This is a genomic window from Amycolatopsis sp. TRM77291 (assembly GCF_054166285.1).
In genome coordinates, this window is sequence record NZ_JBSZHF010000001.1 from 5,641,726 (window position 1) to 5,665,051 (window position 23,326).

A 23,326-nucleotide genomic window follows, 5' to 3' on the forward strand; every position below is an offset into this window, starting at 1 on the left:
CACACACCCCTACTGAACGTCACCGCACCCGGCCCCGGGGTGTCGCGAAAGCCACTTTCGCGACGCCTGATGTCCCGAAAGTGGCTTTCGCGACACGCCCAGACACCCACCACACGCCGCCCGAAACCGAAAAGGGGTCGTGAGTGGCGTTTCGGGTTCTAACCCGGAACGCCACTCACGACCCCAAAACGAAAACCGACCCCTAAACGGTGTCGAACTCCGACTCCAATTCCTCGATCTCGTCCTTCCCCATGTCGACCAGTTCGAAGTCGGCGGCGGGTTTCCGCGCCGCGGGCACCTCGTCCGGCTCCTCCCCCAGTTCGACGAACGACGCGAGCCCCGCCGGCGTCCGGTACTCGAAGACCTCCCGCGCGCCGAAGGTCATCCCCTCGCGCCGGGCCCGCGCCGCCAACTGCATCGAGACGATCGAATCCCCGCCCAGCTCGAAGAAGCTGTCGTCCGCGCCGACCCGTTCCAGCCCGAGCATCTCGGCGAAGAGTTCGCACAGCAGCCGCTCGATCTCCGTGACCGGTTCCCTGCCGGCGATGTGTCCGCTGAAATCGGGTTCCGGCAACGCTTTCCGGTCGACCTTCCCGTTCGCGTTCACCGGCAGCGCGGCCAGCGTCATCACCACCGACGGCACCATGTACTCCGGCAGCAGCCCGGCGATCCGGTCGCGCAGCCGCACCGGGTCCACCCCGGCGCCGGACACGATGTAGCCGATCAGCCGTCCGTCGCGGACCGCCACCACCGCCTGGTCGACGCCCGGCTGGTCCGCCAGCACCGCCTCGACCTCGCCCGGTTCCACGCGATAGCCGCGGATCTTGACCTGCGTGTCCGCGCGCCCGGCGAAGACCAGTTCGCCTTCGTCGTTCCAGTACGCCAGATCCCCCGTCCGGTACATGCGCTCGCCGGACGCGAAAGGATCGGCGACGAACCGCTCGGCCGTCAACGCGGTCCGGCCTAGGTAGCCGTGCGCGACCCCGGCGCCCGCGATGTACAGGTCGCCCGCGACGCCCGGCGGCAGCGGCCGCAGGAAGACGTCCAGCACGTACAGCCGCCGCCCCGGATGCGGTTTGCCGATCGGCAGCGTCGCGCCCAGCTCGTCACCGGGCCGGATCACCTTCCACGACGCGCAGAACGTCGTTTCGGTAGGCCCGTAGGTGTGCAGGACGCGCAGGTCCGGACACGCCTGCCGCACCCGCTCCACCGCGCCGAGCGGCACCACGTCCCCGCCGGTCTGGAAGTAGCGCAGGCCCGCGAAACAGTCCGGCTTCTCCTGCACCAGTGCACGGAACTGGCCGGCGGTGAAGTTCACCGACGTGAGGCCTCGCGCCGCGTGCGCGGCGAGGGTGTCCGCGTCGATCACGCCCGGTCCGGCGAGGATCACCCGCGCGCCCGCCACGAGCGGCACCAAGACCTCGTACAACGCCGGGTCGAAGGTGTGCGGCGCGTGCATCAGCACCGCGTCACCGGGATGCAGGTCCCACACCTGGTAGCCCAGCAGCGCCGCGACGGCACCGTGCGGGACGGCCACGCCCTTCGGCGTTCCAGTCGAGCCGGACGTGTACATCACGTACGCCAGATCGTCCGCCCCAACCGGGACCAGCGAGGCCTCGCCCTCGACCTGATCGTCCACGAGGATCCGCGGATATCCGGACGGCGTCGCGGTCCCGGCGCGGCACACCACCGCGGCCGCCGACGAATCCTCCAGCATGAACGCGACCCGCTCGGCCGGGTAGTCCGGATCGATCGGCACGTACACCGCACCGGCCTTCCACACCGCGAGCCAGGCCGCCAGCAGTTCCGCCGACCGTTCGACCACGACCCCGACCCGGTCGCCACGCCGCACGCCCCGCGCGGTCAGCACTGTCGCGAGTTTGCCGGACCATTCGTCGAGTTCCGCGAACGAATACTCCCGGTCCGCGGACACGATCGCCGTCGCGTGCGGGGTCCGTGCCACCTGACGGCCGAACAACTCCACCGCCGACGACGCGTCCACGATGTCGTCCGTCTCGTTCCAGCGCTCGACCACCAGCTCGCGGCCGGCGTCGCCCAGCACGTCCAGCCTGCCGACCGGTGTCCCCGGCGCCGCGATGATCCGCTCCAGCACGAGGGTGAGCCCGTCCAGCGCCGCCTTGGCGACCGAGGCTTCGACGGCGTGATACTGCAGTTCGATCTCGAGGCTTTCGCCCGGCATCACACCGAGGGTCATCGCGTACGGCGTCGCCTGGTTGAAGTCGCGCAAAGTCAGGCTGAGCTCGGACGGCGAGCCGGTCGCCGGGTCGGCATAGTTCTCGAACACCACGATCGTGTCGAAACCCGCCTCGCCCAGCTTCTGGATCTCCGGCAGGCCGAGATGGTGGTGCGCCATCATCTCCGACTGCCGTCCCTGCAGTTCGGTGAGCATGCGCAACACCGGCTGGCCGGCGTCCAACCGCACCCGGACAGGCACGGTGTTGATGAACAACCCCACGGTCTGCTCCGCGCCGGGCAATTCGGCGGGACGCCCGGAGACCACCGCGCCGAACACGACGTCCTGACGGCGCGCCAGCCTCGCCAGCACCAGCGACCACGCGCCCTGCACGAGCGTGTTGAACGTCAACCCGTTGCGGCGGGCGAACTCGGCCAGCGCGGAGGTGAACTCCGGCGAATGACGGACGACCTCGCTCGACGGCAGTCCATGCGCCTTCCCGGGCGTCTCCGGAAGCCCGAGCGACGTTCCGTCGGCCCCGTCCAGTTCCGCGCGCCACGCCGCCTTGGCCGCCTCCTTGTCCTGCTTTCCCAGCCAGGCGAGGTAATTCCCGTAGGAACCCGGGGCACGCGCGACGCCACCCGTCGCGTAGACCTCCAGGAGATCCGCCTCGATGAGCGCCCGCGACCAGCCGTCGATGAGCAGGTGATGGCTCGTGGTCACCAGGCAGTGCTTGTCCGGGCCGAGCCGGATCAGCATCAGCCGCAGCAACGGCGGCCGCGTGAGGTCGAACCGCGTGGAGCGTTCCTTCTCCGCGATCGCGGTCACCTCGGCCAGCGCGTCCACTTCGGACAGATCGGACAGATCGCGTTCGGCCCAGGGAAGCTTGACCTCGCGCGGGATGAGCTGGATCGTCTCGCCGTTCTTCCGCCGCTGGAAGCTCGCCCGCAGTGCTGCGTGTCTCGCGAGGACGGTCTCCCAGGCCTTCCGGAACCGTTCGGTGTCCAGTGGTCCGTCGATGATCTGCGTCTGCTGGATGAGGTGGATGTCGGGTGCCTCGTCGTCCAAGGACGCGTGGTAGAGCATGCCCGCCTGCATCGGGGAAAGCGGCCAGACTTCGGCCAGTGCCGATCCAGAGGTTGTCGTCGAAGTGTTCACGATGCCCGGCCTTCGCTGAGTTCCGCTGCCAATGCTTCGAAGGTCTCGATCTCGTCCTGGTCCAATTCGAGGAGACCGAAATCGGATGCGGTGTGCCCGCCGGCGGCGGGGTCTTCCGCTTGGGAGGCCAGTCCGGACAACACGGCCAGCAGTTCCTGGACCAGTCGTTCGATTCCGGCTTCGTCGAACACGTCGTCCGACCATTCGAGCAGGAGGATCAGTTCCGGCCCGCCCGGCAGATCCTGGACGATCGCGTTGACGTCCAGCGCGTGCGGCAGCCGCATGTCCGCGTCGATCGAGCCGCCGATCTCGCCGACCTGCTGCCACGCCCGCACCTCGCCACTCTCACCGGCGGCGAACCGGCCGAGGTAGTTGAACCCGATGCGCGCCGAAGGCAACGCCGCCAGCACCGGCTCGGTCTCGGCGTTGAGATGGCGCAGCAACCCGTACCCGAGCCCGTCGCCGGGCACCGCGCGCGACTGTTCCTTGACCGCCTTCAGCAACGTCCCGGCTGCCGCGTCACCGGCGAGCACCCCGTCCAGGTCGATCCCGGAGACGTCGAGCCGCACCGGATGCGTGCTGGTGAACCAGCCCACCGTCCTCGACAGGTCCATTCCCTCGGCGGGATGACGGCCGTGGCCCTCGACGTCCACCAGTACCGACTCCGACGCGCTCCACCTGGCCACCGCTCCCGCGAGCCCAGCCAGCAGGACCTCGTGCACGCCGCAGTGAAACACCACCGGGGCCCGCCCCACCAGCACCGATGTCTGGGCGGAAGGCACCACCCACGACTTCGAGCGCACGGCGCCCGCCGGCTCCGGCTGTTCGCCTTGGCCGAGAATCGCTTGCCACGCCGGGAGTTCCGCGACCCGCTCGGCGGAGAACGCCCACTCCTGAAGCAGGCCCGCCCACCGGCGGAACGACACGGCCACCGGCTCCAGTTCCGGTTTCCGCCCGGCCGCCGCGGCCTCGCACGCCGTTCGCAGGTCCGCCGCCAGGACGCGCCACGAAACCCCGTCGACCACGAGATGGTGCGCCACCACGATCAGACGTCCGACCCGGTCCGGTCCGGCGTCCAACCACACAATTTGGACGACCACGCCCGCGGCGGGATCCAGCCGCGCGACGGCCTCCCGCGCCACTTCATCCAGCGTGCTGTCGTCGGCCTTCACGCGGGTGAAAGTCCCCGCAGAGCCACGCTCGCCGACCACCAGCCGCCCGTCGACCATCCGCGCCCGCAGCATGTCGTGCGTGTCCAGCACCGCCGAGAGTCCGGCGGCCAACGTCTCTTCCGTCAAGTCCGCCGGAGCGCCCAGTACCATCCACTGCGCGAAGCCCGGCGCCGCGGCGCCGTCCCCGAACAGCCGCATCACCGGCGTCAACGGGATTTCACCAACCCCGTCCGCGTTCGATTCCTGCTGTGGCACAAGCGCTTTCACCACCAGCTGCGCGAGCCGTTCCGGAGTCCGGTGTTCGAACACCTGCTTCGGAGTCAGCGCGATCCCGTCACGACGCGCTCGGGACGCGACCTGCATGGACGAGATCGAATCCCCGCCCAGCTCGAAGAAACTGTCCTCGACCCCGACCCGCGCCAGCCCGAGCACCTCGGCGAAGACCTCGCACAGGATCCGCTCGGCCTCGGTCGCGGGTTCCCTGCCGACCGTCTTCGACGAGAAATCCGGTTCGGGCAACGCCTTCCGGTCGATCTTCCCGTGCGCGGTCAGCGGCAGGACGTCGAGTGCCATCACCGCCGCGGGCACCATGTACGCGGGCATCCGTTCGGCGAGTCCGGTCCGCAGCGCCTCCGGGTCGACGTCGCCCGGCGACACGTAGGCGACCAAACGCCCCTGGCGAACCGTCACCGTCGCCTGCGTGACTCGTGGATCGTCGGACAACGCGAACTCGATCTCGCGCGGCTCTACCCGGAACCCCCGGATCTTGACCTGGTCGTCGGCCCGGCCGGCGGACACCAGCTCGTCCTCGTCCGTCCAATAAGCCAGGTCACCCGTCCGGTACATCCGCTCACCGGGAACGAACGGATCCGCGACGAACCGCTCCGAAGTCAGCGCCGCGCGGCCCAGATAACCCCGCGCCACCCCGATTCCCGCCAGATACAGCTCACCGACGACTCCGCGCGGCAACGGCCGCAGGAACGCGTCCAGCAGATAGCCGCGCACCCCGGCGATCGGCCCGCCGAACGGGATCACCTCGCCGCGCGGCGCCAGCGGCATGCTCACCGTCGCGCAGATCGTGGTCTCGGTGGGCCCGTAGGCGTTGAGCATCCGGCGGTCGGCCGAAAGCCGGTCCACCAGCCCCGGCGGGCAGAGCTCCCCCGCCGCGGTCACCGTCTCGACCCCGGCCGGGAACACGTCGACGGTGGCCAGCACCGACGGCGGAGCCTTCACGTGCGTGACGTCCCACCGCTCCAGCGTGTCGCTCAGCGACGCCTGCGGCGGCAGATCCTCGTCCGGCGGCATCACCAGCGTCGCCCCGGAAAGCAGCGCCATCATCACCTCGGACACGATGGTGTCGAAGCCGAGCGCCGCGAACTGCAGGACACGCGACGACGGCGTCACGGCCAGCCGCTCGATATGCGCCATCGCCAGGTTGCCCAGGCCCGAGTAGGTGACGATCACGCCCTTCGGGGTTCCGGTCGATCCCGACGTGTAGATCACGTACGCCGCGTCGCGCATCCCCACCTTCGGCAAGACCACGTCCGGGGCCGCCGCCAGGTCGAGGTCGTCGAGCACGACGACGCGGTCCGCGAATTCCTCCGGTACCGCGTCGCGCGTCTTTCCCTGGCACACCACCAGCATCGGATCCGCGCTGCCGAAGATCAGCTTCACCCGCTCGGCCGGGTACGCGGGGTCCACCGGGACGAAGACGCCGCCCGAAAGCGACACTCCGAGCATCCCGATCAGCCACCACGCGGACCGTCCGGCCACCAGTCCGACCCGGCGCTCCCGGTCGACGCCCGCCGCCCGCAGGACGGCGGCGAACCTGGTCGCGCGGTCCCAGAGTTCCGCGTAGGTCAGGTCGCCTTCGCCGTCCGTGACCGCCACCGCGTCCGGCCGCTCGGCCGCCATCCGCCCGATCAGCTCCGGCAGCGGCTCGCCGTCGATCAGCGCGGGTGCCCAGCGGGGCAACGGGATCTCGCCCATCCCGGTCCGTCCGACGAGCGCGGACGGATCCTCGACGACCGCGCCGAGCGCTCCGGCGAACCAATCCAGCAGGGAGTCGGCGACGGCCTCGTCGATCTGCCCGCGCCAGTAGGCGAGCTGGATCCGGAACTCCTCGCCCGGGATCACCCCGACCGTCACCGGGTAGTGGGTCCCTTCGACTGTGCCCAGATACGAGAACTGGTCGGCGAAATCCCGCGGGTAGTTCTCGAACACCAGCAGCGTGTCGAACATCGCGCCCGGTCCGGCCGTCTTCTGGATCTCCGTCAGCCCCAGATGCTGGTGCGGCATCAGCTCGACCTGACGCCGCTGCAGGCCGGTGAGCATGTCCACAACGGACTGTCCGCCGTCCAGTGAGACCCGCACCGGGATCGTGTTCATCATCAGCCCCGGCATCGACTCGACGCCAGGGAGTTCGGCGGGACGGCAGGCGACCGTGGTGCCGAACACGACGTCGGTCCGCCGTGCGAGCCGCGCCAAGACCAGCGCCCAGGCGCCCTGCACCACCGTGTTGAGCGTCAGCCCGTGGTCGCGCGCGAAACCCGTGAGCCGGTCGTACAGCTCCGGCGCGAGATGGGTGACGCGGTAGTCGTAGTCCGTCGCCGTGTCCGACTTGGCGACCAGGACGGGCACATCGATATCCGACAGCTCCGCCTGCCAGGCCGCGCGTGCCGCGTCCTTGTCCTGCCTGTCCAACCACGCCAGATAGTCACGGTACGAGGCGGCCGTCCGGTCCGGGAAACCGCCTGACGTATAGGCCTCGGACACCTCGTTGAGGATCACCGCCACCGACCAGCCGTCGGTGAGGATGTGGTGGTTGACCACCAGCAGCCGATACCGCTCCTCGGCGACCTTGATCAGCACGAGCCGGAACAGCGGCGCCTTGGCGAGGTCGAACCGGTCCCGCTGTTCCGCCGAGGACAGCGCCTTGACAGCCTCTTCGACATCGCCGGCGCCGGACAGGTCGACCTCGCGCCACGGCAGCTCGACACGGCCGGCGACGGCCTGCACCGCCTTGCCCGACGCGAGGCGGTGGAAGGTCAGCCGGAGTTCGGGGTGCCGGGCGAAGACCGCCTCCCACACCGACCGCAGCCTGGCCACGTCCAGCGGTCCGGTCAGCTCGACGATCCACTGGGTCTGGTAGATGTCGGGACCCTGGTCGTCGAGGGTCGTCTGGAAGAGCAGGCCCGCCTGGAGCGGCGCGAGCGGCCAGACCTCGACGGCGTCCGGGACCGAGGCCGCCAGTTCCGTCTCGTCTTCCGCGGTCAGCTCGACCAGAGGGCCCTCGACGGGCCGGTCCTCCACGGCACCCGCCACCGCGGCCAGCCGCGCGGGAGTCCGCTCGCCGAAGATCTGCGACGGCGTCACCAGCAGACCGGCCTTCGCCGCACGGGCCGCGACGCGCACCGCGAGGATCGAATCCCCGCCCAGCTCGAAGAAGCCGTCGTCGACGCCCACCCGCTCGATGCCGAGCACCTCGGCGAACAGTCCACAAAGGACACGCTCCGGCTCGGTGACGGGTTCGCGTCCCTCGGCCTTCGCGGTGAAATCGGGCGCGGGCAACGCCGCCCGGTCCACCTTGCCGTTGCCGGTCAACGGCAACGCGGCCACCGCCAGTACCACGGCCGGGACCAGATAGTCGGGCAGGACCGCTTGAAGCCGCTCGCGGACGAGCGCGGGTTCCACGTCCGCCACCACATAACCGATCAGGCGGCCGTCGATCGGCACCACGACGGCCTCGTGGACGTCCGGCTGCGCGGTCATCGCGGCCTCGACCTCACCGGGTTCGATCCGGAACCCGCGGATCTTCACCTGGTCGTCGACGCGGCCCGCGAAGAGCAGTTCGCCGTCCGGTGTCCATTTCGCGAGGTCACCGGTGCGGTACATCCTCTTGCCCGGCGCGAACGGATCCGCCACGAACCGCTCCGCCGTCAGCCCGGGCCGGTCGAGGTAGCCGTCGGCCAGCCCGGCACCGGACAGGTACAGCTCGCCGACCACGTCCGGGGTGACCGGCCGCAGCGAGTCGTCGAGCACCCAGGCCTGCCGCCCGGCGAGCGGACGGCCGATCGGCAGGACCGCCACCGGGTCGTCCTCCGGTTCGAGCACGTGCCAGGTGGCGCACAGCGTCGTTTCCGTCGGCCCGTACAGGTGCCGGATCCGCGCGCCGGGCGCGGCGTGGCGCACCCGGTCCACCGCGTGCGCGGGCACCAGGTCCCCGCCGGTCAGGATCTCGCGCAGCCCCGCGAACGACTCCGGCGCTTCCTCCGCCACCGCGCGGAAACTGCCGGCGGTGAGATGCGCCCGCGTCACCCCGCCCGCGACGGCCTCCCGCAGCCGGCGGGCGTCCACCGGCCCCGGCGCGGCGATCACCACCCGGGCACCCGACACCAGCGGCACCCAGATCTCGCACAGGGACGCGTCGAAGGAATGCGGCGCGTGCATGAGGACCGCGTCGTCGGGTCCCATCGCCCAGCCGGGATCCCCGACCAGTTCCGCGACGCTGGAATGCGGGACGGCGACGCCCTTCGGCTTGCCCGTCGAGCCGGACGTGTACATCACGTACGCCAGGTCCTCCGGGCTCGCCGGAACCACCGCGACGTCGCCCGCCTCGTCCGCGACGGTGATCGCCTCGATCCCGTCCGGGACGCTGTCACGCGTCCCGGCCGAGCACAGCATCAGGGACGCACCCGAATCCGCGACCATGAACGCCACCCGCGGCGCTGGATACGAGGCGTCCACCGGCACGTACGCCGCGCCCGCCTTCCAGACGGCGAGCAGCGCGACCAGCAGATCCGCCGAGCGGTCGAGCATCACCGCGACCCGGCGGGCGCCACGGGCGGCCAACCGGCCGGACAGCCTGCCCGCGAGCTCGTCGAGCTCGCGGTAGGTCAGGATCCGGTCCCCGTCGGCCACGGCCACCGCGCCGGGGGCCCGGTGCACCTGCCTGGCGAAGAGATCGAGCACCGTCGGTGCGGCCTGCGCTGCGGAACTCATCGTCATCCTCCGTAGACCACGGTGTCCAGCGGCTCTTCGTCGAACTCGTCTTCCTCGGGCTCCGGCTTGGGCGCGTTGTTCTCCGGCCTGGCGAACTGCGTGTGGTAGAGCTCCGAATACAGCCCGCCCCGGGCCAGCAGCTCGTCGTGCGTCCCGCGTTCACGCACCGTTCCGCCGTCGATCACGAGGATCTGGTCGGCCTCGCGGATCGTGGACAACCGGTGCGCGATCACCAGCGACGTCCGGTCGCGCAGCGCGGTCTTGAGCGCCCGCTGGACGGCGGCCTCCGACTCGGAGTCCAGATGCGCGGTGGCCTCGTCGAGCACGACGACCGTCGGCGCCTTCAGCAGCAAGCGGGCGATGGCCAGGCGCTGCTTCTCCCCACCGGACATGCGGTACCCGCGGTCGCCGGTGACGGTGTCGAACCCGCGGGGCAGCGACTGGATCAGGTCCCAGATCTGGGCCCCCTTGCACGCTTCGACCAGCTCCTCCTCGGTGGCGGTCGGGCGGGCGTAGAGCAGGTTCTCCCGGATCGTGTCGTGGAAGAGGTAGGCGTCCTGGCTGACCACCCCGACCGTGCCGCGGATCGAATCGAAGGTGAGATCGCGCAGATCGTGCCCGTCGAAGCGGACCGCGCCGCCGTTCGGGTCGTACAGCCGGGAGACCAGGTGCGTGATGGTGCTCTTCCCCGCGCCGGACGGGCCGACGAGCGCGGTGAGGGTCCCCGAGGGCGCCTCGAAACTGATGCCGCGCAGGACGTCCGCCGTCTTGTCGCCGTTCTCCCGCTTGGTCCGCAGGTGTTCGAGCGAGGCCAGCGAGACCTCGTCCGCGGTGGGATAGCGGAACACCACGTCGTCGAACTCGATCCCCGGCGCCTTGCTCTTCTCGAGTTCCTTGGCGTCCGGGCGTTCCTGGATCAACGGCTTGAGGTCGAGCAACTCGAAGATCCGCGCGAAGCTCACCACCACGGTCTGCGCGGTCTCCTGCAGCCCGGACAACTGGGTGATCGGCCCGAACAGCCGGCCCAGCAGGGTGGCGATCGCGATGAGCGTGCCGAGCTGGAACGCTCCCTCGATCACGAGCCCGCCGCCGACGCCGTAGACGACCGCCGTGGCGATCGACGCCATCAGCGCCATCATGGCGAAGGACATCCGCGCCCAGATGGAGATGCTGACGCCGATGTTGCGGATCTTGCCCGCCCGCTTGCGGTAGTCGGCCATCTCCTCGTCCGGGCGGCCGAAGAGCTTCGAGAGCATCGCGCCCTGGACGTTGAACCGTTCGTGGAGGAGCCCGCCGAGCCCGGCGTTCGTCTCCATCAGCGTCCCGGTGCGGCGCTGGATGATCCGCCCCACCCAGATCCAGGGAACGACGAACAGCGGGACCAGCACCAGCGTGACCACGGCGACCAGCCAGGAGAGGTAGAACAGCTCGGCCAGCACGAGCAGGACGGTGACCACACTGGTGGCCGCCATCAGCAGATGACCGAACGCCTGCTGCGCCATGATGAGTTCGGTGTGCAGCCTGCCGACCAGCACCCCGGTCTGGGTGCGGGTGAAGAACGCGATCGGCAGCCGCCGGACGTGGTCGAGGGCCTGCACCCGGAGGTCGTAGGTGACCCCCTCGCCGATCTTCGCGGAGACGTAGGCGGACAACAGCGACAGCAGCGCGCCCGCCACGGCGAGGCCGGCGGTCAGCACCGCCATCAGGATGACGACCCCGAAGTCGTTCTTAAGGATGCCGCCGTCGATGAGTTCCTTCATCAGCAACGGGGTCGCGACGACGACGAACGCCTCCATCGCGGCGATCAGGACGAAGATCGCCACCTTGCCGACGTGGGGGCGGAAATACGCGAGGACTCTGCGCACCGTCCCCGGACGGACCCGGTTCGACCAGGGATCGGGGTCGTCATCGCTCTTGGGCGACGCCCCGAAGCGCAACATTACTTCCATTTGGGCATCCCTCTCACGCACGGAGTCGGCGAGTTCAATCGTGCTGAATCGTGTCGATGTCCACGAGTGGCCCCCGGGGAACATCTCCGTTTTGTTCGTCCACAAAGGACGTTGTCCGCCCGGTGGCCGTGTCGCGAAAGCCACTTTCGCGACGCCTGATGTCCCGAAAGTGGCTTTCGCGACNTGAATCGTGTCGATGTCCACGAGTGGCCCCCGGGGAACATCTCCGTTTTGTTCGTCCACAAAGGACGTTGTCCGCCCGGTGGCCGTGTCGCGAAAGCCACTTTCGCGACGCCTGATGTCCCGAAAGTGGCTTTCGCGACACGCCTCGCCCACCTGAGCAGGCCGGCCACCTCAGCCCCCGCGGCGACGTCCCGAAAGTGGCTTTCGCGACCCCGCCACCTGTCTCCCTCACGACCGACGTGGGCCGGAAGGGCCCATCACCGCATCAGACGCGGTGAAGGACGCCTTCACCCCGCTACCGACCGCCCGGCCGGAACGGCGGGGATCCGGCCCTGGCCGCCCACCCCGCGCCACAGCAGATCCGTCACGCCGTCGAGGTCACCCGCCCGCAGCGCCGAGGCCGCCGAGGCGAGATCTGCCGCGATCCGGTCGAGCACCGCCGCCACCGGCAGCGCGTTCCCGGCGAGGATCTTCCGCCACAGCAAAGGATTTCCGGCCGCGATACGAGTGACGTCGCGTAATCCCTGCCCGGCGAGGCGCAAGGCGACGTCGTCACCATCCGCCAGGCTCGCCGCCACCGCCGAGGCGGCCACGTGCGGCGCGTGCGACACCAGCGCCACCGCCGAGTCGTGCTCGGCCGCGCCGACGGTGACGGCCTCGGCCCCGCACAGCGACACCAGTTCGCGGGTCAGCCGCAGTGCCTCGGCCCCGGTTTCGACGCCGGGGCACAGCGCCCACGGGCGGCCCGCGAACAGGCCGGCGCGCGCCGCGGCCGGACCGGATCGCTCCCGTCCCGCGAGCGGATGCCCTGGTACGTAAGAGATCAGGTCGCAGCCGAGCCGCTCCGCGTCGGCGATCGGACCCGCCTTCACGCTGGCGACGTCGGTGTACGCCCGTGCCGCGCCTTGTTTCTGGAGTGCGGCCAGCCGCTCCCCCACCAGGTGCGGCGGGACGGCGATCACCGCCAGATCCACTTCCTCGCCGGTCCAGTCACGGCCGGCGCCGAGTTCCCGCGCCACTCGTACGGCGTGTTCGTCGATGTCGGTGAGATGGACGGCGACACCCTTTTCCCGCAGGGACAACGCGGCCGACGTGCCGATCAGGCCGGTACCGACGACAAGCGCCTTCTCGATGGTCACAGCTACTTCTTAGGCCGCTCTCCCGGCGATGTCGAGCCGCGCGGGCTGGGCACCGCACGAGAACACGAAGGGGACTTTTCCGCGCCACACGCGGAGAAGTCCCCTTCGCAGTTACCCGATCACCGTGCGGCCAGATCGGTCGCCCGGCTTTCCAGATGATCCGCGAACCCCGCCCAGACCCGGGCGTGATCCCTGGCGAAGCCGGCGACCACGCCGTACAGGTGCGGCGGGACCCCGTGCAGGATCCGTTCCCATTCCTGCCCGTCCATGGAGTGCATGGCGAGCATGCGCAACAGGATCCGGCCGACCTCGCTCAACCGCAGCGCCGGGTCGGCCTTGAGCCGCTCCAGCACGGTGAGCCGTTCCCGGTCCAGCGAGTGACCGAGGTCGGTTTCCGTCAGGCTCAACGGATCCGGCTTCGTGCGCAGCCGCCTGCTCCCGTCCGGGGTCGGGCTTTCCCCGCGCTCCAGCCTGCCGCGCACGTCCCGGACCGTCTCCGGGGAGATGCCGACCTGCTTGGCGACCTGGCGCAGCGAAAGGCCGGGATCGTTGCGGATCAGCTCGGCGGCGAGCTTCCGCCGCTCGGAGCTGTCCACCGGCCGGATCCGCCCGTCCCGCCCGATCCTGGCGCCGTTTCCGCCTTCGCCGCCACGCCTGCGCAGGTCCGCCACGGTTCCCGCGGAGATGCCGGTCGCCGAAGCCACCCGCCGGTCGGACCACTGCGGATGCGTCCCGATGATCTGGACGGCCGCCCGTTTCCGGTCCGCGAGGGAAAGCGGCAGACCGTGCCGGATGTTCGCTTCCACCGCGAGCACGAAGGCGTCGGATTCGGCGCCGTCGATGAACCTCGCGGAGATTTTCGTATCGCCTCGTACTCGTGCCGCCTTCAGCCGGTGCAGGCCATCGACCACCTGCATCGTCGGTCGGTGAACGAGAATGGGCGGTAGCTCCCACTCCGCCGACAACAGTGTCTCGACATGCTCTGGATCCTCGCCCGAAGTTCGTGGCGAACACGCAGTGGACAGTCTCGACAGCTCGATTTCGACGACAGGGAGAGCGGACAAGTCAACTCTCGTCGGATCCACCTAGCCCCCATTGAATCTGTTGATTCAGCAACTTTCAGACATGGCACGGAAAACCTCACCGTCCAACTGCTTGGCTTCGGTGGTTGGACACCATGAACCCGTCCGACGCCGGCCTCGGCAGCAGGGCGGGGTGTCCTCGACGGTGAGGATCCCTCAAGCGCCACAAGGCAGAACCGCATGCGGCGGCCCGCCCCCGACGGTCTCCCAGTTGACCGCTGGCGCGTATTCCGACGAACTACCGAAGCTGAACGGCATCCTCCCATCGCCCCGACGGCGATTTGCGAGACGAACGCCCGGCGGCTTCGGCCCGGCAGGACCGACACCTGGTCAGCCTGACGGAACCGACACCCGCTTCGGCGCGAGGTCCCGGACATGTCCGATCTATGGACTCCATACCTGCTCGGTTCAGAGGATCGGCGAGTGAAGTCTTTGGTTTGCCTCGTGGTCGCGAGTCACCGACGCACCCCCTCTGTCCCCAGCAAAGCGTGCACACCATGTCAGCCCCAGCTGATGCGCACCTGTGCAGCATGGCATGAACAATCCATGTCGGCAATTGACGAACAGTGTGATTTTCGTAGTGAACCGGGCGCCCAAGATCAATATCCGGAACTCCGCATGCGGTATTGACTCTATTGGCGAACATAAGTAAAGGGCCCGCGTACAAGCTCGTTCCCGGTGTCCCCGGTTAGCCTGTTCGCAGGTCTTGTTAGGCCGTTCGCGCGGCTCGTCTTCTACCGGGATGATCACAGCACCGGCGGTTCATGTTCCGTTCTTCGATACTTATTCACACGAACGGCCGAGCCCTCGTCCCACCGTCCGGGCGGAATCTCACCCGGCTGGGGAACTCCCACGAGCAAAGCGAAGCGTGGCAGGCTGGAAGCCGGCCCCGGTTCATCCGCGCCGCCCTCTCCGGCGGCGTCGTCCATCGATCCACCGGAAGGAGGTTCGTGCGCGCAGGGCGGCAAATGGACAGCGTTCGGCCTCCGCCCGGTCGCCACGCGGGACAGGCCACGCGGTTCGGCCGCCGCACTCACCAGAGCCGCACGGATATTCATGGGATGAAATGGTGTTCGCGCAATTATCGCGGCGCGAGGCTTCACGAAACCCGAAACGCGGGAAGGCCCCCTTCCCTCGGCTGAGCCGCGGAAAGGGGGCCTTCACGCGCGACACCTACGCGATGGGGAAATCGAAATAAGTGTCCGGGTAGGGCTCGTCCTTCAGGTTGTAGTGCCACCACTCGCACTCGTACGAGCTGAAGCCCGATCCCTCCATGACCGCGCAGAGGTGCGCGCGGTTCTTCGCGGCCTCTTCCGTGACGCCCGCCGCCCCGTGATGCGAGACGACGTCCATCAGGTCGTGGTCGCCACCCATGTCGGCGAGTTCGCCGGTGTCCAGGTGATAGAGCGTCAGGTCCACGGTGCTGCCGCGGCTGTGGCCCGACTTCGTGGCCACGTAGCCCTTTTCGAACATCTGAGGCCGGTCGATGTTCGGGTAGTGCCGCGCCTTCTTCCGGCCGTCTTCGGGCTCTTCCGCCCAGCGCATGAAGCGGTCCACTGCGCGCTGAGGGCGGTATCCGTCCCACAGGAGCAGCCCGAAACCGAGCTCCTCGGCCTTGTCCCGCGCCTTCTCCAGCGCCGCGCAGAACGCCCGCGTGCCGACGATCCGGTTCACCAGGTAGCCGTCCACCGGCTTGCCGGTGAAGTTGTCCCACGTGGCGTACTTGGCGTCCCAGCGGATTCCGGGGACGACCTCGTCTACGAAGACGAAATCATCCTTCATTCGTCACGGCCCGCCAGCGTCAGGTTCACCAGCCGGTCGATCACGTCGCCGAGCGAGAGGCCGGCGGCGTTCATCATGCGCGGGTAGCGGCTGTAGGAGGTCAGGCCGGGCAGGGTGTTGACCTCGTTGAGCACCACGCTCCCGTCCTCCTTGAGGAACAGGTCGACCCGCGCGAGCCCGCGGCAGCCCAGTGCGCGGTAGATGACCTTCGCCGTCTCCTGGACGCGGTCGCGCGACTCGTCCGGGATGTCGGCGGGGACGATGAAGCTCGAGTTCTCGGAGCCGGTCTCGGGGCTCTTCTCCTGGTGGATCTTGAAGAAGCCGTGGGTCAGCGCGACCCGGTCCACCTCGCCCGCGAACAGGTCGTCGCCGTTGCCGAGGATCGAGCAGCCGATCTCGCTGCCGATGACGGCCTCTTCGATCAGGATCTTCCCGTCGTACTGGCGCGCCTCGGCCAGCGCGGCGGGCAGCTCTTCCTTCGAGGAGACCTTGCTGACGCCGAACGACGAGCCCGAGCGGGCGGGCTTCACGAAGACCGGGTAGTTCAGCTGGTCCGGGTCGACGTCGTTGTCCGACGTGACGATGTAGAAGGTCGGCGTCTCGATGCCCGCGCCGCGGACGACGGAGTAGGTCAGGGACTTGTCGATGCACATGACCGAACTCGGGAGGTCGCAGCCGACGTAGGGGATGCCGGAGATCTCCAGCAGGCCCTGCATCGCGCCGTCTTCGCCGAACTTGCCGTGCAGCACCGGGAGCACCACGTCGAGGGCGATCGTCTCGTACTTGCCCTCGTCCAGGACGAGCAGGCCGTGCACCCCACGGTCCGGCGACAGCACGGCCGGGCGGACGTTGCCGTTCTCCCAATCCTCGGCGGGGCCGTCGCAGAGCATCCAGGAACCGCTCTGGGTGATCCCGATGTAGTACGGCTCGTACTTCTCGAGGTCGAGGTTCTTCTGGACCTCGCGCGCAGATTTGATGGAGATAGGATGTTCTTCGGAAAGCCCGCCGAACAGAATTCCGATTTTCAGCCTACCCATACTACTTCCCGCTTTCGAATTGGAGACAATTGATGATGGAGTTTTCGACAGTGTCGCTCAGCGCGTGGTCCGTGTAATAGGCGGTATGCGGGCTGATGAGCACGTTCGACAGCTTTTCCAGCCGCAGCAACGTTTTGCTCTCTATCGCCTTGTTCCGGCAGTCGGCGTAGAAGATACCCTCCTCTCCTTCGAGGACATCCAGCGCCGCTCCGCCCAGTTTTCCGCTTTCCAGCGCCGAAATGAGGGCCTCGGTTTCGATCAGCGGACCACGCCCGGTGTTGATGATGTACGCGCCGTCCTTCATCCGCTCGATGTTCTTCTCGTCGAGGAGATGATAGGTATCCGTGTTGAGCGGCACGTGCAGTGTCACGATGTCGCTCTGCTGCAGCAATTCGTCGAGCGGGACGTATTCGGCCGAGGCGGTCAGCACCGTGTCGTATGCCAGCACCTTGCAGCCGAAACCGCGCAACCGCTCCAGGACGGCGACCCCGATACGCCCTGTTCCGACCACGCCGACGGTCAGATCGCGCAGCTCTTTCCCGCGCACCTCGTTCAGCCGGTAGTCGTGGACCTCGGTGCGGCGGATGATGGACTTGGCGTCGCGCACCGCCATCAGCATGAGCATCAGCGTGAAGTCGGCGACGCTGTCCGGCGAGTAGGCGACGTTGCCGACGGTGATCCCGACGCTCGCCGCGTATTCCACGTCGATGTGGTTGAAGCCGATGCTCCGCGTGGAGATGTATTTCACGCCCGCTTCGCCGAGCGCGAGAAGAATGGAGTTCGTGACCTTGGTCTTATGACCGATACTGATACACCTGTTCCCGGAGACCAAATCGATATTGGCCTCGGATACCGGCTCCTCGACAATGGTCGGCATTATGCCGAAACGAGGTGCCATCTCCCGGAACAGGGCGGCCTCGTCCTGCCCGCATCCATAAATCGTGATTCCCGTTGCCAAGACGGCCGAGGAGGGGGCGGACGCCAGCGATCCGGTGCGGGGGGCAGCTGATCGCGCTGGTTCGCTGTAGGTCATGCCCGACATTGTAGGCAGCGCGTTGTTGCCGCTTCTTATGGGGTTTTCGAGGCCCCGACAATAAGTTACCAACTGGTAGCGCCGAGTGCACGACGTTGTCCTTCACCTGCGCCGCACAGCTCTATCGCAGATCTTGCCCGCCCACCCCCGGCGTCGAAACCGTCCCGTGACGGATGCCACAAAGCCACGCCGAAACGAGCTCCGCGAGGGCCTCCGGGGCGTCTCTCGCCACGAGGTGACCCGCCGCCGGGACACCGGCGACGGCGACCCGGGGGTTGACCGTGCGCAAACGATCCACATCGACGTCGCGAAGCGGTGTGTCCTGCCCGGCGTGCACCACCAGGATGGGCAGGTCCAGGGCCCCGGCCGTCGCGAGCAGGGCCGGACCCGAGCCGAGGACGTCCTCCACCAGGCGGGTATAGCGGCCGCCGAGCCCGTGGAAGCCGAGCCACGAACGCGCCCGGGCCGGTTCGATGTCGGGGACGACGTCGACGAGCACGAGCCCGGCGGCCTTGGCCGCGACGGCGGGGTCCGCCAGCGCGGCGATGGCGGCCAGACCGCCGACCGACGCACCCACGAGGAGGATCGGCGCGGGCTGGCTCCCGATCATCCCCGCCACGTCACCGGCCAGCGCCCGGAGCGTGGTCGCCTGGCCGGAACTGTCCCCGTGACCACGCAGGTCGAAGGCCACCGACCGGAACCCGCGCCGGGCCAGCACCGCGGCGACCGGTGCCCAGACCGCGCGGCGCTCCCCGCCCGCGTGCAGCAGCAGAACCGTCGGCCCGGTGCCGGTCACCGTGCCCCGCAGGGTGACCTCGCCCAGGTCGAGACTGATTTCGGTGGTCATACCCGCCCCCTTACCTTGGATGGTCAAGGTAGCGCGAATACCTTGGCGCATCAAGGTACGATGCCTCTCGTGACGACACCGCGAGCACGACGGACTCCTGAAGAGGCCCGGCGGCTGATCCTCGACGCCGCGGCCGCGCTGCTCGCCGAGTCCGGTGTCGCCGCCGTCCAGATGCGGGCCGTGGCCGCACGGGTCGGCATGACCGACGCCGGCGTCGCCCACCACTTCGGCAACCGCGAGAAACTGCTCGCCGAACTCCTCCGGCACGGTGGGCGCCGTCTCCGGGACGCGCTCCAGTGCCTTCTCGCGAGCTGGCTGGACCGCGGCGCCGACCTGCTCGAACTCGTCGAGGCACTGCACGATCTGTACCGGAACGGCTACGGCGAGCTGGCGATCGCGCTGCACGCGGCGGGCTGGCGCGACCCGGGCAGCGGGATGCTCGACCCGGTCGTCGACGCCCTCCACCGGCTGCGGCCGCCCGGCGGCTCCCTCGAAGACACACGGCTCGCCGTCGCCGCCCTGCATCAGGCGATGGCCATGGAGTCCCTGTACGGGAGCGATTTCCGGCGCAGCGCCGGGATCAGCGGAGCCGCCGCGGACGACTCGGCCGCGCAAGTGCGCTGGTGGGCGCGGCAGCTCCACCTCGCCCTCGGGCTCAGGTCTGGTACGGACCTCGGTCGCCGAGATCAGGGCTCACCTGCGGGTTCCGGCCCTCCTGCCCGGGCACCGGGGTGACCGTCGGCTCCCGCAAGGAGTCGACGCGGTCTTCCTCACGCTTCCGCAACCGGGTCTCGACGACGTGGTCCTGGCGCCGATGGCCGAGCACGGACAGGGTGAGGACGTGGGCCACCGCCATGAGCAGCAGGAAAACGCCCAGCCTGCCGACGAAGGCGGCCGCTGAACCGGACCATTCCGGAGCCACGACCGCCAGCAGCGCCAGCATCCCGATCGCCGCCAGGTGGAAGACCGTCACCACCATCCAGGCCACCGACCCGCTTCCCTCGCGGGCGTCCGGCCCGGTGAGGTAGCGGCGGGCACCGCGATACAGGACCTGGCCGTCCGCGACGACGAAGATCAGGCCGATGATCAGGAAACCCGGAAGTTCGTTGTCGGGCATCGTTGCCTCCTCCGTTTCCAGGGGGGTACCCCGGGAGTCCGGCGAGGCGGGCCTCATACCTCGATCGTGTGACGGTCTCGTGAGTTCAGCGAACACCCTGCGAAATACGCTCGCCCAGGTTTGTCGACGGCGTGCCGATTCGCCAGAATCAGATCACGGATGATTCCAGGAAACGTGTGTCGAACATTCGAATTCCTCCTGGCGGCGCCCTCTCTTCCCACGCATACCGGAACTTCCGGCGATTCCGCGGCGACGGTGACGCGCCGAGGATTTCGAACGAAATCCTTTCCCTGCCCCGCGATGCCGCCCCGAAGTGCTTGCGCGAGGATGCGGGGATGGGTTACCGGACCTGGATGCGGTACTTCACCCCGTCCGCCGTGCACCGCCGGCTCGGCTTGGTGTGCCTCGGTGTCGGGCTGCAGCACGGAACCCTGCCCGCCGTGGGGCCGCGCGTGCTCGGCCATTACGTCGCCGTCGTGGTGTCCAAGGGGCGCGGATGGTTCGCCGTGGCGGGCGGCGAACGCCAGGAAGTCGTCGCGCCCGCCTTGCTGTGGCTCGTCCCCGGGGTCGGGCATCACTACGCGCCCGACCCCGCGCACGGCTGGGAAGAGTGTTTCGTCGATTTCGACGGCACCGCCGTGGACGCTTATGTGGAACTCGGTTACGTCACGCCCGCGAAGCCGGTGGTGCCGCTGGGCGACGTCGAGGCGGTCCGCGACATCGTGAGCCGGATCGTGCGCTGCGCGCGGGGCGGCAGCCCGCTGGCCCAGGTCGACGCCTCGGCGGCCGTGCATCACCTGCTGGTGGCCCTGCGGCGGGCCGCCGACCGCACTCCCGGTGACGGATCCCTGCTGGAGGCGCTGGCGCGGGACGCCCTGTTGCCGATCAGCGTCGCGGAGATCGCGGCCCGCCGCGGCATGACGCTGCCCGAACTCCGGGCCGCGGTGCGGCGCAGCACCGAGACCGGTTTGAAGGACCACCTGCTGACCCTGCGCCTCAACCGCGCCAAGGAACTCCTCGTCACCACGCGAATGCCGGTGCAGGAGGTGGCCAAGGCGATCGGCTACGAAGACGCCGCCTACTTCAGCAGGCTCTTCACCCGGCGGGCAGGCATCTCCCCCGCACGCTTCCGCGAATCGCGCGTCCAGGCCGTCCCCGGCGGCTGGAGTTCACGCGTTCCCCCTCCCGACGACCCGCCGCTGGTGCCGGCGGACTGAGCTTGGACTTCCGCGCCACGCCGCTTGGACTTTCCACGCAATTACTGCATGAACGACGCTTGAAGTTGAACGAAAACGTTGACTTACGCGCAATAACGTTCATAGCATCGGCGGCCGCCCCACCAACTGTGGTGCGGGTCACCCTTGGGAGACAGTCATGCGGACCCTGCCTCTTCTCGGCGCCGCGGTGCTGGCCGCGGCGGCCACCACCGTGGTACCGGTGTCGTCCGACGCCGCGCCGCCGGACGCGACGTACACCATCACGGTCGACGCCAAGAAGTCGTTCAGCCCGACCACGGACACCCCGGCGAGTACCTATGTCGACAAGGACGGCACGTTCTACTTCCAGCAGGCGGCCGCGCTCTACGGCGCGGACCAGCCGCGGGAGTGGGACTTCTACAGCGGCCGCGATTTCGACGGCTTCACCAAGAACCCGATCAGCTCGGCGGTGAACCCGGCGAATCCCGCCGACCGCAACGACGACACCACCTGGCGGTGCAACAACAGCCCCACCGGCAAGGAATCCACATACCCGCCCGCCGGATCGGGATACTCGCAGCGGAATTTCTGCGATCTCGTCGGCACCTGGGTCGATCCGGACACCGGCGACTGGTACGGCCTGATCCACAACGAGTTCACGCCCGAACCGTTCGGGGCGTACTCGTTCTCCCATTACGACGCGATCGACATGGCCGTGTCGAAGGACCAAGGGAGGACGTGGCTCATCAAGGACCACGTGATCACCTCGCCGTACAGCACGAAACGCGGTGACACGGCGGCGTTCCCGCATCAGACGTTCGACTACGGCGACGGCGACCCGCGTCTGTTCGTCGACACGGCCTCCGGGTATTTCTACGTCTACTACGGCTCGCGCATCGTCCCGAAGGCGGGCGCCGGCGGCCCGATGACCGGGCTGGCGCACGTCGCCCGCTCGCCGATCTCGGCCAAGATGGCGTCCGGCTCGTGGCAGAAATGGTTCGACGGCGGCTGGACCCAGCCCGGCGTCGGCGGCCGCGAGAGCAACATGGTCCCGGTGTCCGCCCCCGGCGACACCGGCTACACCCCCGTCGCGGACGACTACGACCCCGCCAACACCGGCAACGTCAGCCAGCAGATCGCCGCGGGACAGCTGCCGCGCAAATCGGATCTGTTCATCATGAACATCGCCTACAACGCGCATCTCGGTCTCTACCTCGGCGCACCGGAGGCCGTGGACAGCGTCGTCCCGCAGCGTTATTACGTGACCGACGATCTGACGACGCAGAAATGGCGGCTGATCGGCGACACCGGGAGTTACACGAACCAGTCCTGGTACCGCTGGTTCGTCGACGCCGCGAACAAGACGAACTCGACCATCATCGGCAAACAGTTCCGTTCGTACTGCGCGGTGGCCTGCTCGGGCAACGCGGGCGGCGAGTACACCACCCAGACCATCACGTCCTCCGTGCCCGCACCGTCCCCTGTGGACGGTTCCCGCAAGTACCGGATCGGCCTCGGCGACGGCCGGGTCCTCGCGCAGGGCACCGGGACCGCGACGACGTCGGTCGCGAGCACGACCGGCTCCGACCGCGAGGCGTGGCAGTTCTCCCCAGACGGTGACGGCTCGTACCGCGTGTTCAACGCGGCCACGGGCGGGCTCCTCGGCGTCGACGCCGTGCAGGCGGGCCGTGCGTGGGGCGCGAAACCCACCGTGACGTCGTCCTCGACGGTCGGGCAGCAGTGGTTCATCATCCCGTCCACTGTGGACAAAGGGACCTTCCGGCTGGTGAACCGCTACAGCGGGCTCGTGCTCGGCCTTTCCGGCAAGACCTCACGCCTCGCGGAGACCACGCCGACGCGTTCGTGGACCGACACCAGCGGGAACACCGTCGGCGGCGGCCGGACCGCGGCCGAGCAGACGCTGAGGTTCACCGATGCCGGCGCCGGCACTCTCGGCGGGATCCACACATTGGCCGCGGCGGGCAAGAACCTCGACGACCCGGACTCGTCGACGACCGCAGGCACGCCTCTGGTCACCTGGACGCCGAACCAGGGCGCCAACCAGAAATGGCTGTTCACCCGGCAGTCCGACGGTTCCTACACCCTGACGAACTCGCATTCGAAGCTGTGCGCCGACGTCGAAGGCGGGGCCACCACCGCGGGCGCGCGCGTCATCCAGTGGACGTGCACCGGCGGGCCCAACCAACGCTGGACCGCGACGAAACAGCCTGACGGCGCTTACAAACTCGCAAGCGTCCGCTCCGGCCTGCTGCTGACGACAGCGTCCACTTCGGACGGTGCAGCCGTCACGCAACGGGCCGACACGGGCTCCGCGCTCCAGTTGTGGAAGATCGGCTGATCCGGTGGCCCGCTCTCTCGGGAGCGGGCCATCCCGGGTTGCATTTGTGTGGCGCATCACACTCCGGATGCACGTCC

Annotated in this window: 11 protein-coding genes and 1 pseudogene; 3 read left to right on the top strand and 9 right to left on the bottom strand. The window is 68.8% G+C overall.

The window, feature by feature from the left end; translation table 11 throughout:
• Window positions 1-202 precede the first annotated feature (202 nt).
• The 8 genes and pseudogenes from ACXIZN_RS25935 to ACXIZN_RS25970 form a co-directional block, all read right to left on the bottom strand.
• Window positions 203-9,495 (bottom strand): annotated as a pseudogene (locus ACXIZN_RS25935) (amino acid adenylation domain-containing protein).
• Between the two features lie 32 nt (window positions 9,496-9,527).
• Entirely contained in the window at window positions 9,528-11,474 is a 1,947-nt protein-coding gene (locus tag ACXIZN_RS25940; RefSeq protein WP_457957408.1) for an ABC transporter ATP-binding protein, read from the bottom strand.
• A gap of 470 nt (window positions 11,475-11,944) precedes the next feature.
• The gene (locus ACXIZN_RS25945) at window positions 11,945-12,796 is read right to left on the bottom strand and encodes a prephenate dehydrogenase (RefSeq protein ID WP_457957409.1); all 852 of its coding nucleotides are present in this window, start codon (window positions 12,794-12,796) and stop codon (window positions 11,945-11,947) included.
• Between the two features lie 119 nt (window positions 12,797-12,915).
• Window positions 12,916-13,713, bottom strand: a complete 798-nt coding sequence (locus tag ACXIZN_RS25950) for a helix-turn-helix domain-containing protein (protein WP_371878873.1) — start codon at window positions 13,711-13,713, stop codon at window positions 12,916-12,918.
• A gap of 1,338 nt (window positions 13,714-15,051) precedes the next feature.
• On the bottom strand, window positions 15,052-15,660 hold the full coding sequence (gene vanX / locus ACXIZN_RS25955; RefSeq protein ID WP_457957411.1) for a D-Ala-D-Ala dipeptidase VanX: 609 nt from the start codon (window positions 15,658-15,660) through the stop codon (window positions 15,052-15,054).
• A complete protein-coding gene (gene vanA-Ao2, locus ACXIZN_RS25960) occupies window positions 15,657-16,697 on the bottom strand; it encodes a D-alanine--(R)-lactate ligase VanA-Ao2 (protein ID WP_457957413.1) in 1,041 nt (346 codons plus the stop codon). The genes vanX and vanA-Ao2 overlap by 4 nt, the downstream gene beginning before the upstream one ends.
• A gap of 1 nt (window position 16,698) precedes the next feature.
• Window positions 16,699-17,730 carry a VanH-AOV family D-lactate dehydrogenase gene (gene vanH, locus ACXIZN_RS25965; RefSeq protein WP_457957414.1) on the bottom strand — a complete coding sequence of 344 codons (1,032 nt, stop codon included), beginning with the start codon at window positions 17,728-17,730 and terminating at the stop codon, window positions 16,699-16,701.
• A gap of 121 nt (window positions 17,731-17,851) precedes the next feature.
• Window positions 17,852-18,577, bottom strand: a complete 726-nt coding sequence (locus ACXIZN_RS25970) for an alpha/beta fold hydrolase (protein WP_457957416.1) — start codon at window positions 18,575-18,577, stop codon at window positions 17,852-17,854.
• Window positions 18,578-18,646: 69 nt separating this feature from the next.
• Between ACXIZN_RS25970 and ACXIZN_RS25975 the strand changes: the two genes are divergently transcribed.
• A complete protein-coding gene (locus ACXIZN_RS25975) occupies window positions 18,647-19,312 on the top strand; it encodes a TetR/AcrR family transcriptional regulator (protein WP_457957418.1) in 666 nt (221 codons plus the stop codon).
• Here the strand turns inward: ACXIZN_RS25975 and ACXIZN_RS25980 are convergent.
• Entirely contained in the window at window positions 19,233-19,694 is a 462-nt protein-coding gene (locus tag ACXIZN_RS25980) for a hypothetical protein (protein WP_457957419.1), read from the bottom strand. The two genes, ACXIZN_RS25975 and ACXIZN_RS25980, sit on opposite strands and share 80 nt — an antisense overlap.
• A 335-nt stretch (window positions 19,695-20,029) precedes the next feature.
• On the opposite strand from ACXIZN_RS25980, the gene ACXIZN_RS25985 reads away from it, so the two are divergent.
• Window positions 20,030-20,911 (top strand): helix-turn-helix domain-containing protein, encoded by an 882-nt coding sequence (locus tag ACXIZN_RS25985; RefSeq protein ID WP_457957421.1) that lies wholly within the window; start codon window positions 20,030-20,032, stop codon window positions 20,909-20,911.
• Between the two features lie 157 nt (window positions 20,912-21,068).
• On the top strand, window positions 21,069-23,249 hold the full coding sequence (locus ACXIZN_RS25990; RefSeq protein ID WP_457957423.1) for an RICIN domain-containing protein: 2,181 nt from the start codon (window positions 21,069-21,071) through the stop codon (window positions 23,247-23,249).
• The last annotated feature ends 77 nt before the right edge of the window (window positions 23,250-23,326 follow it).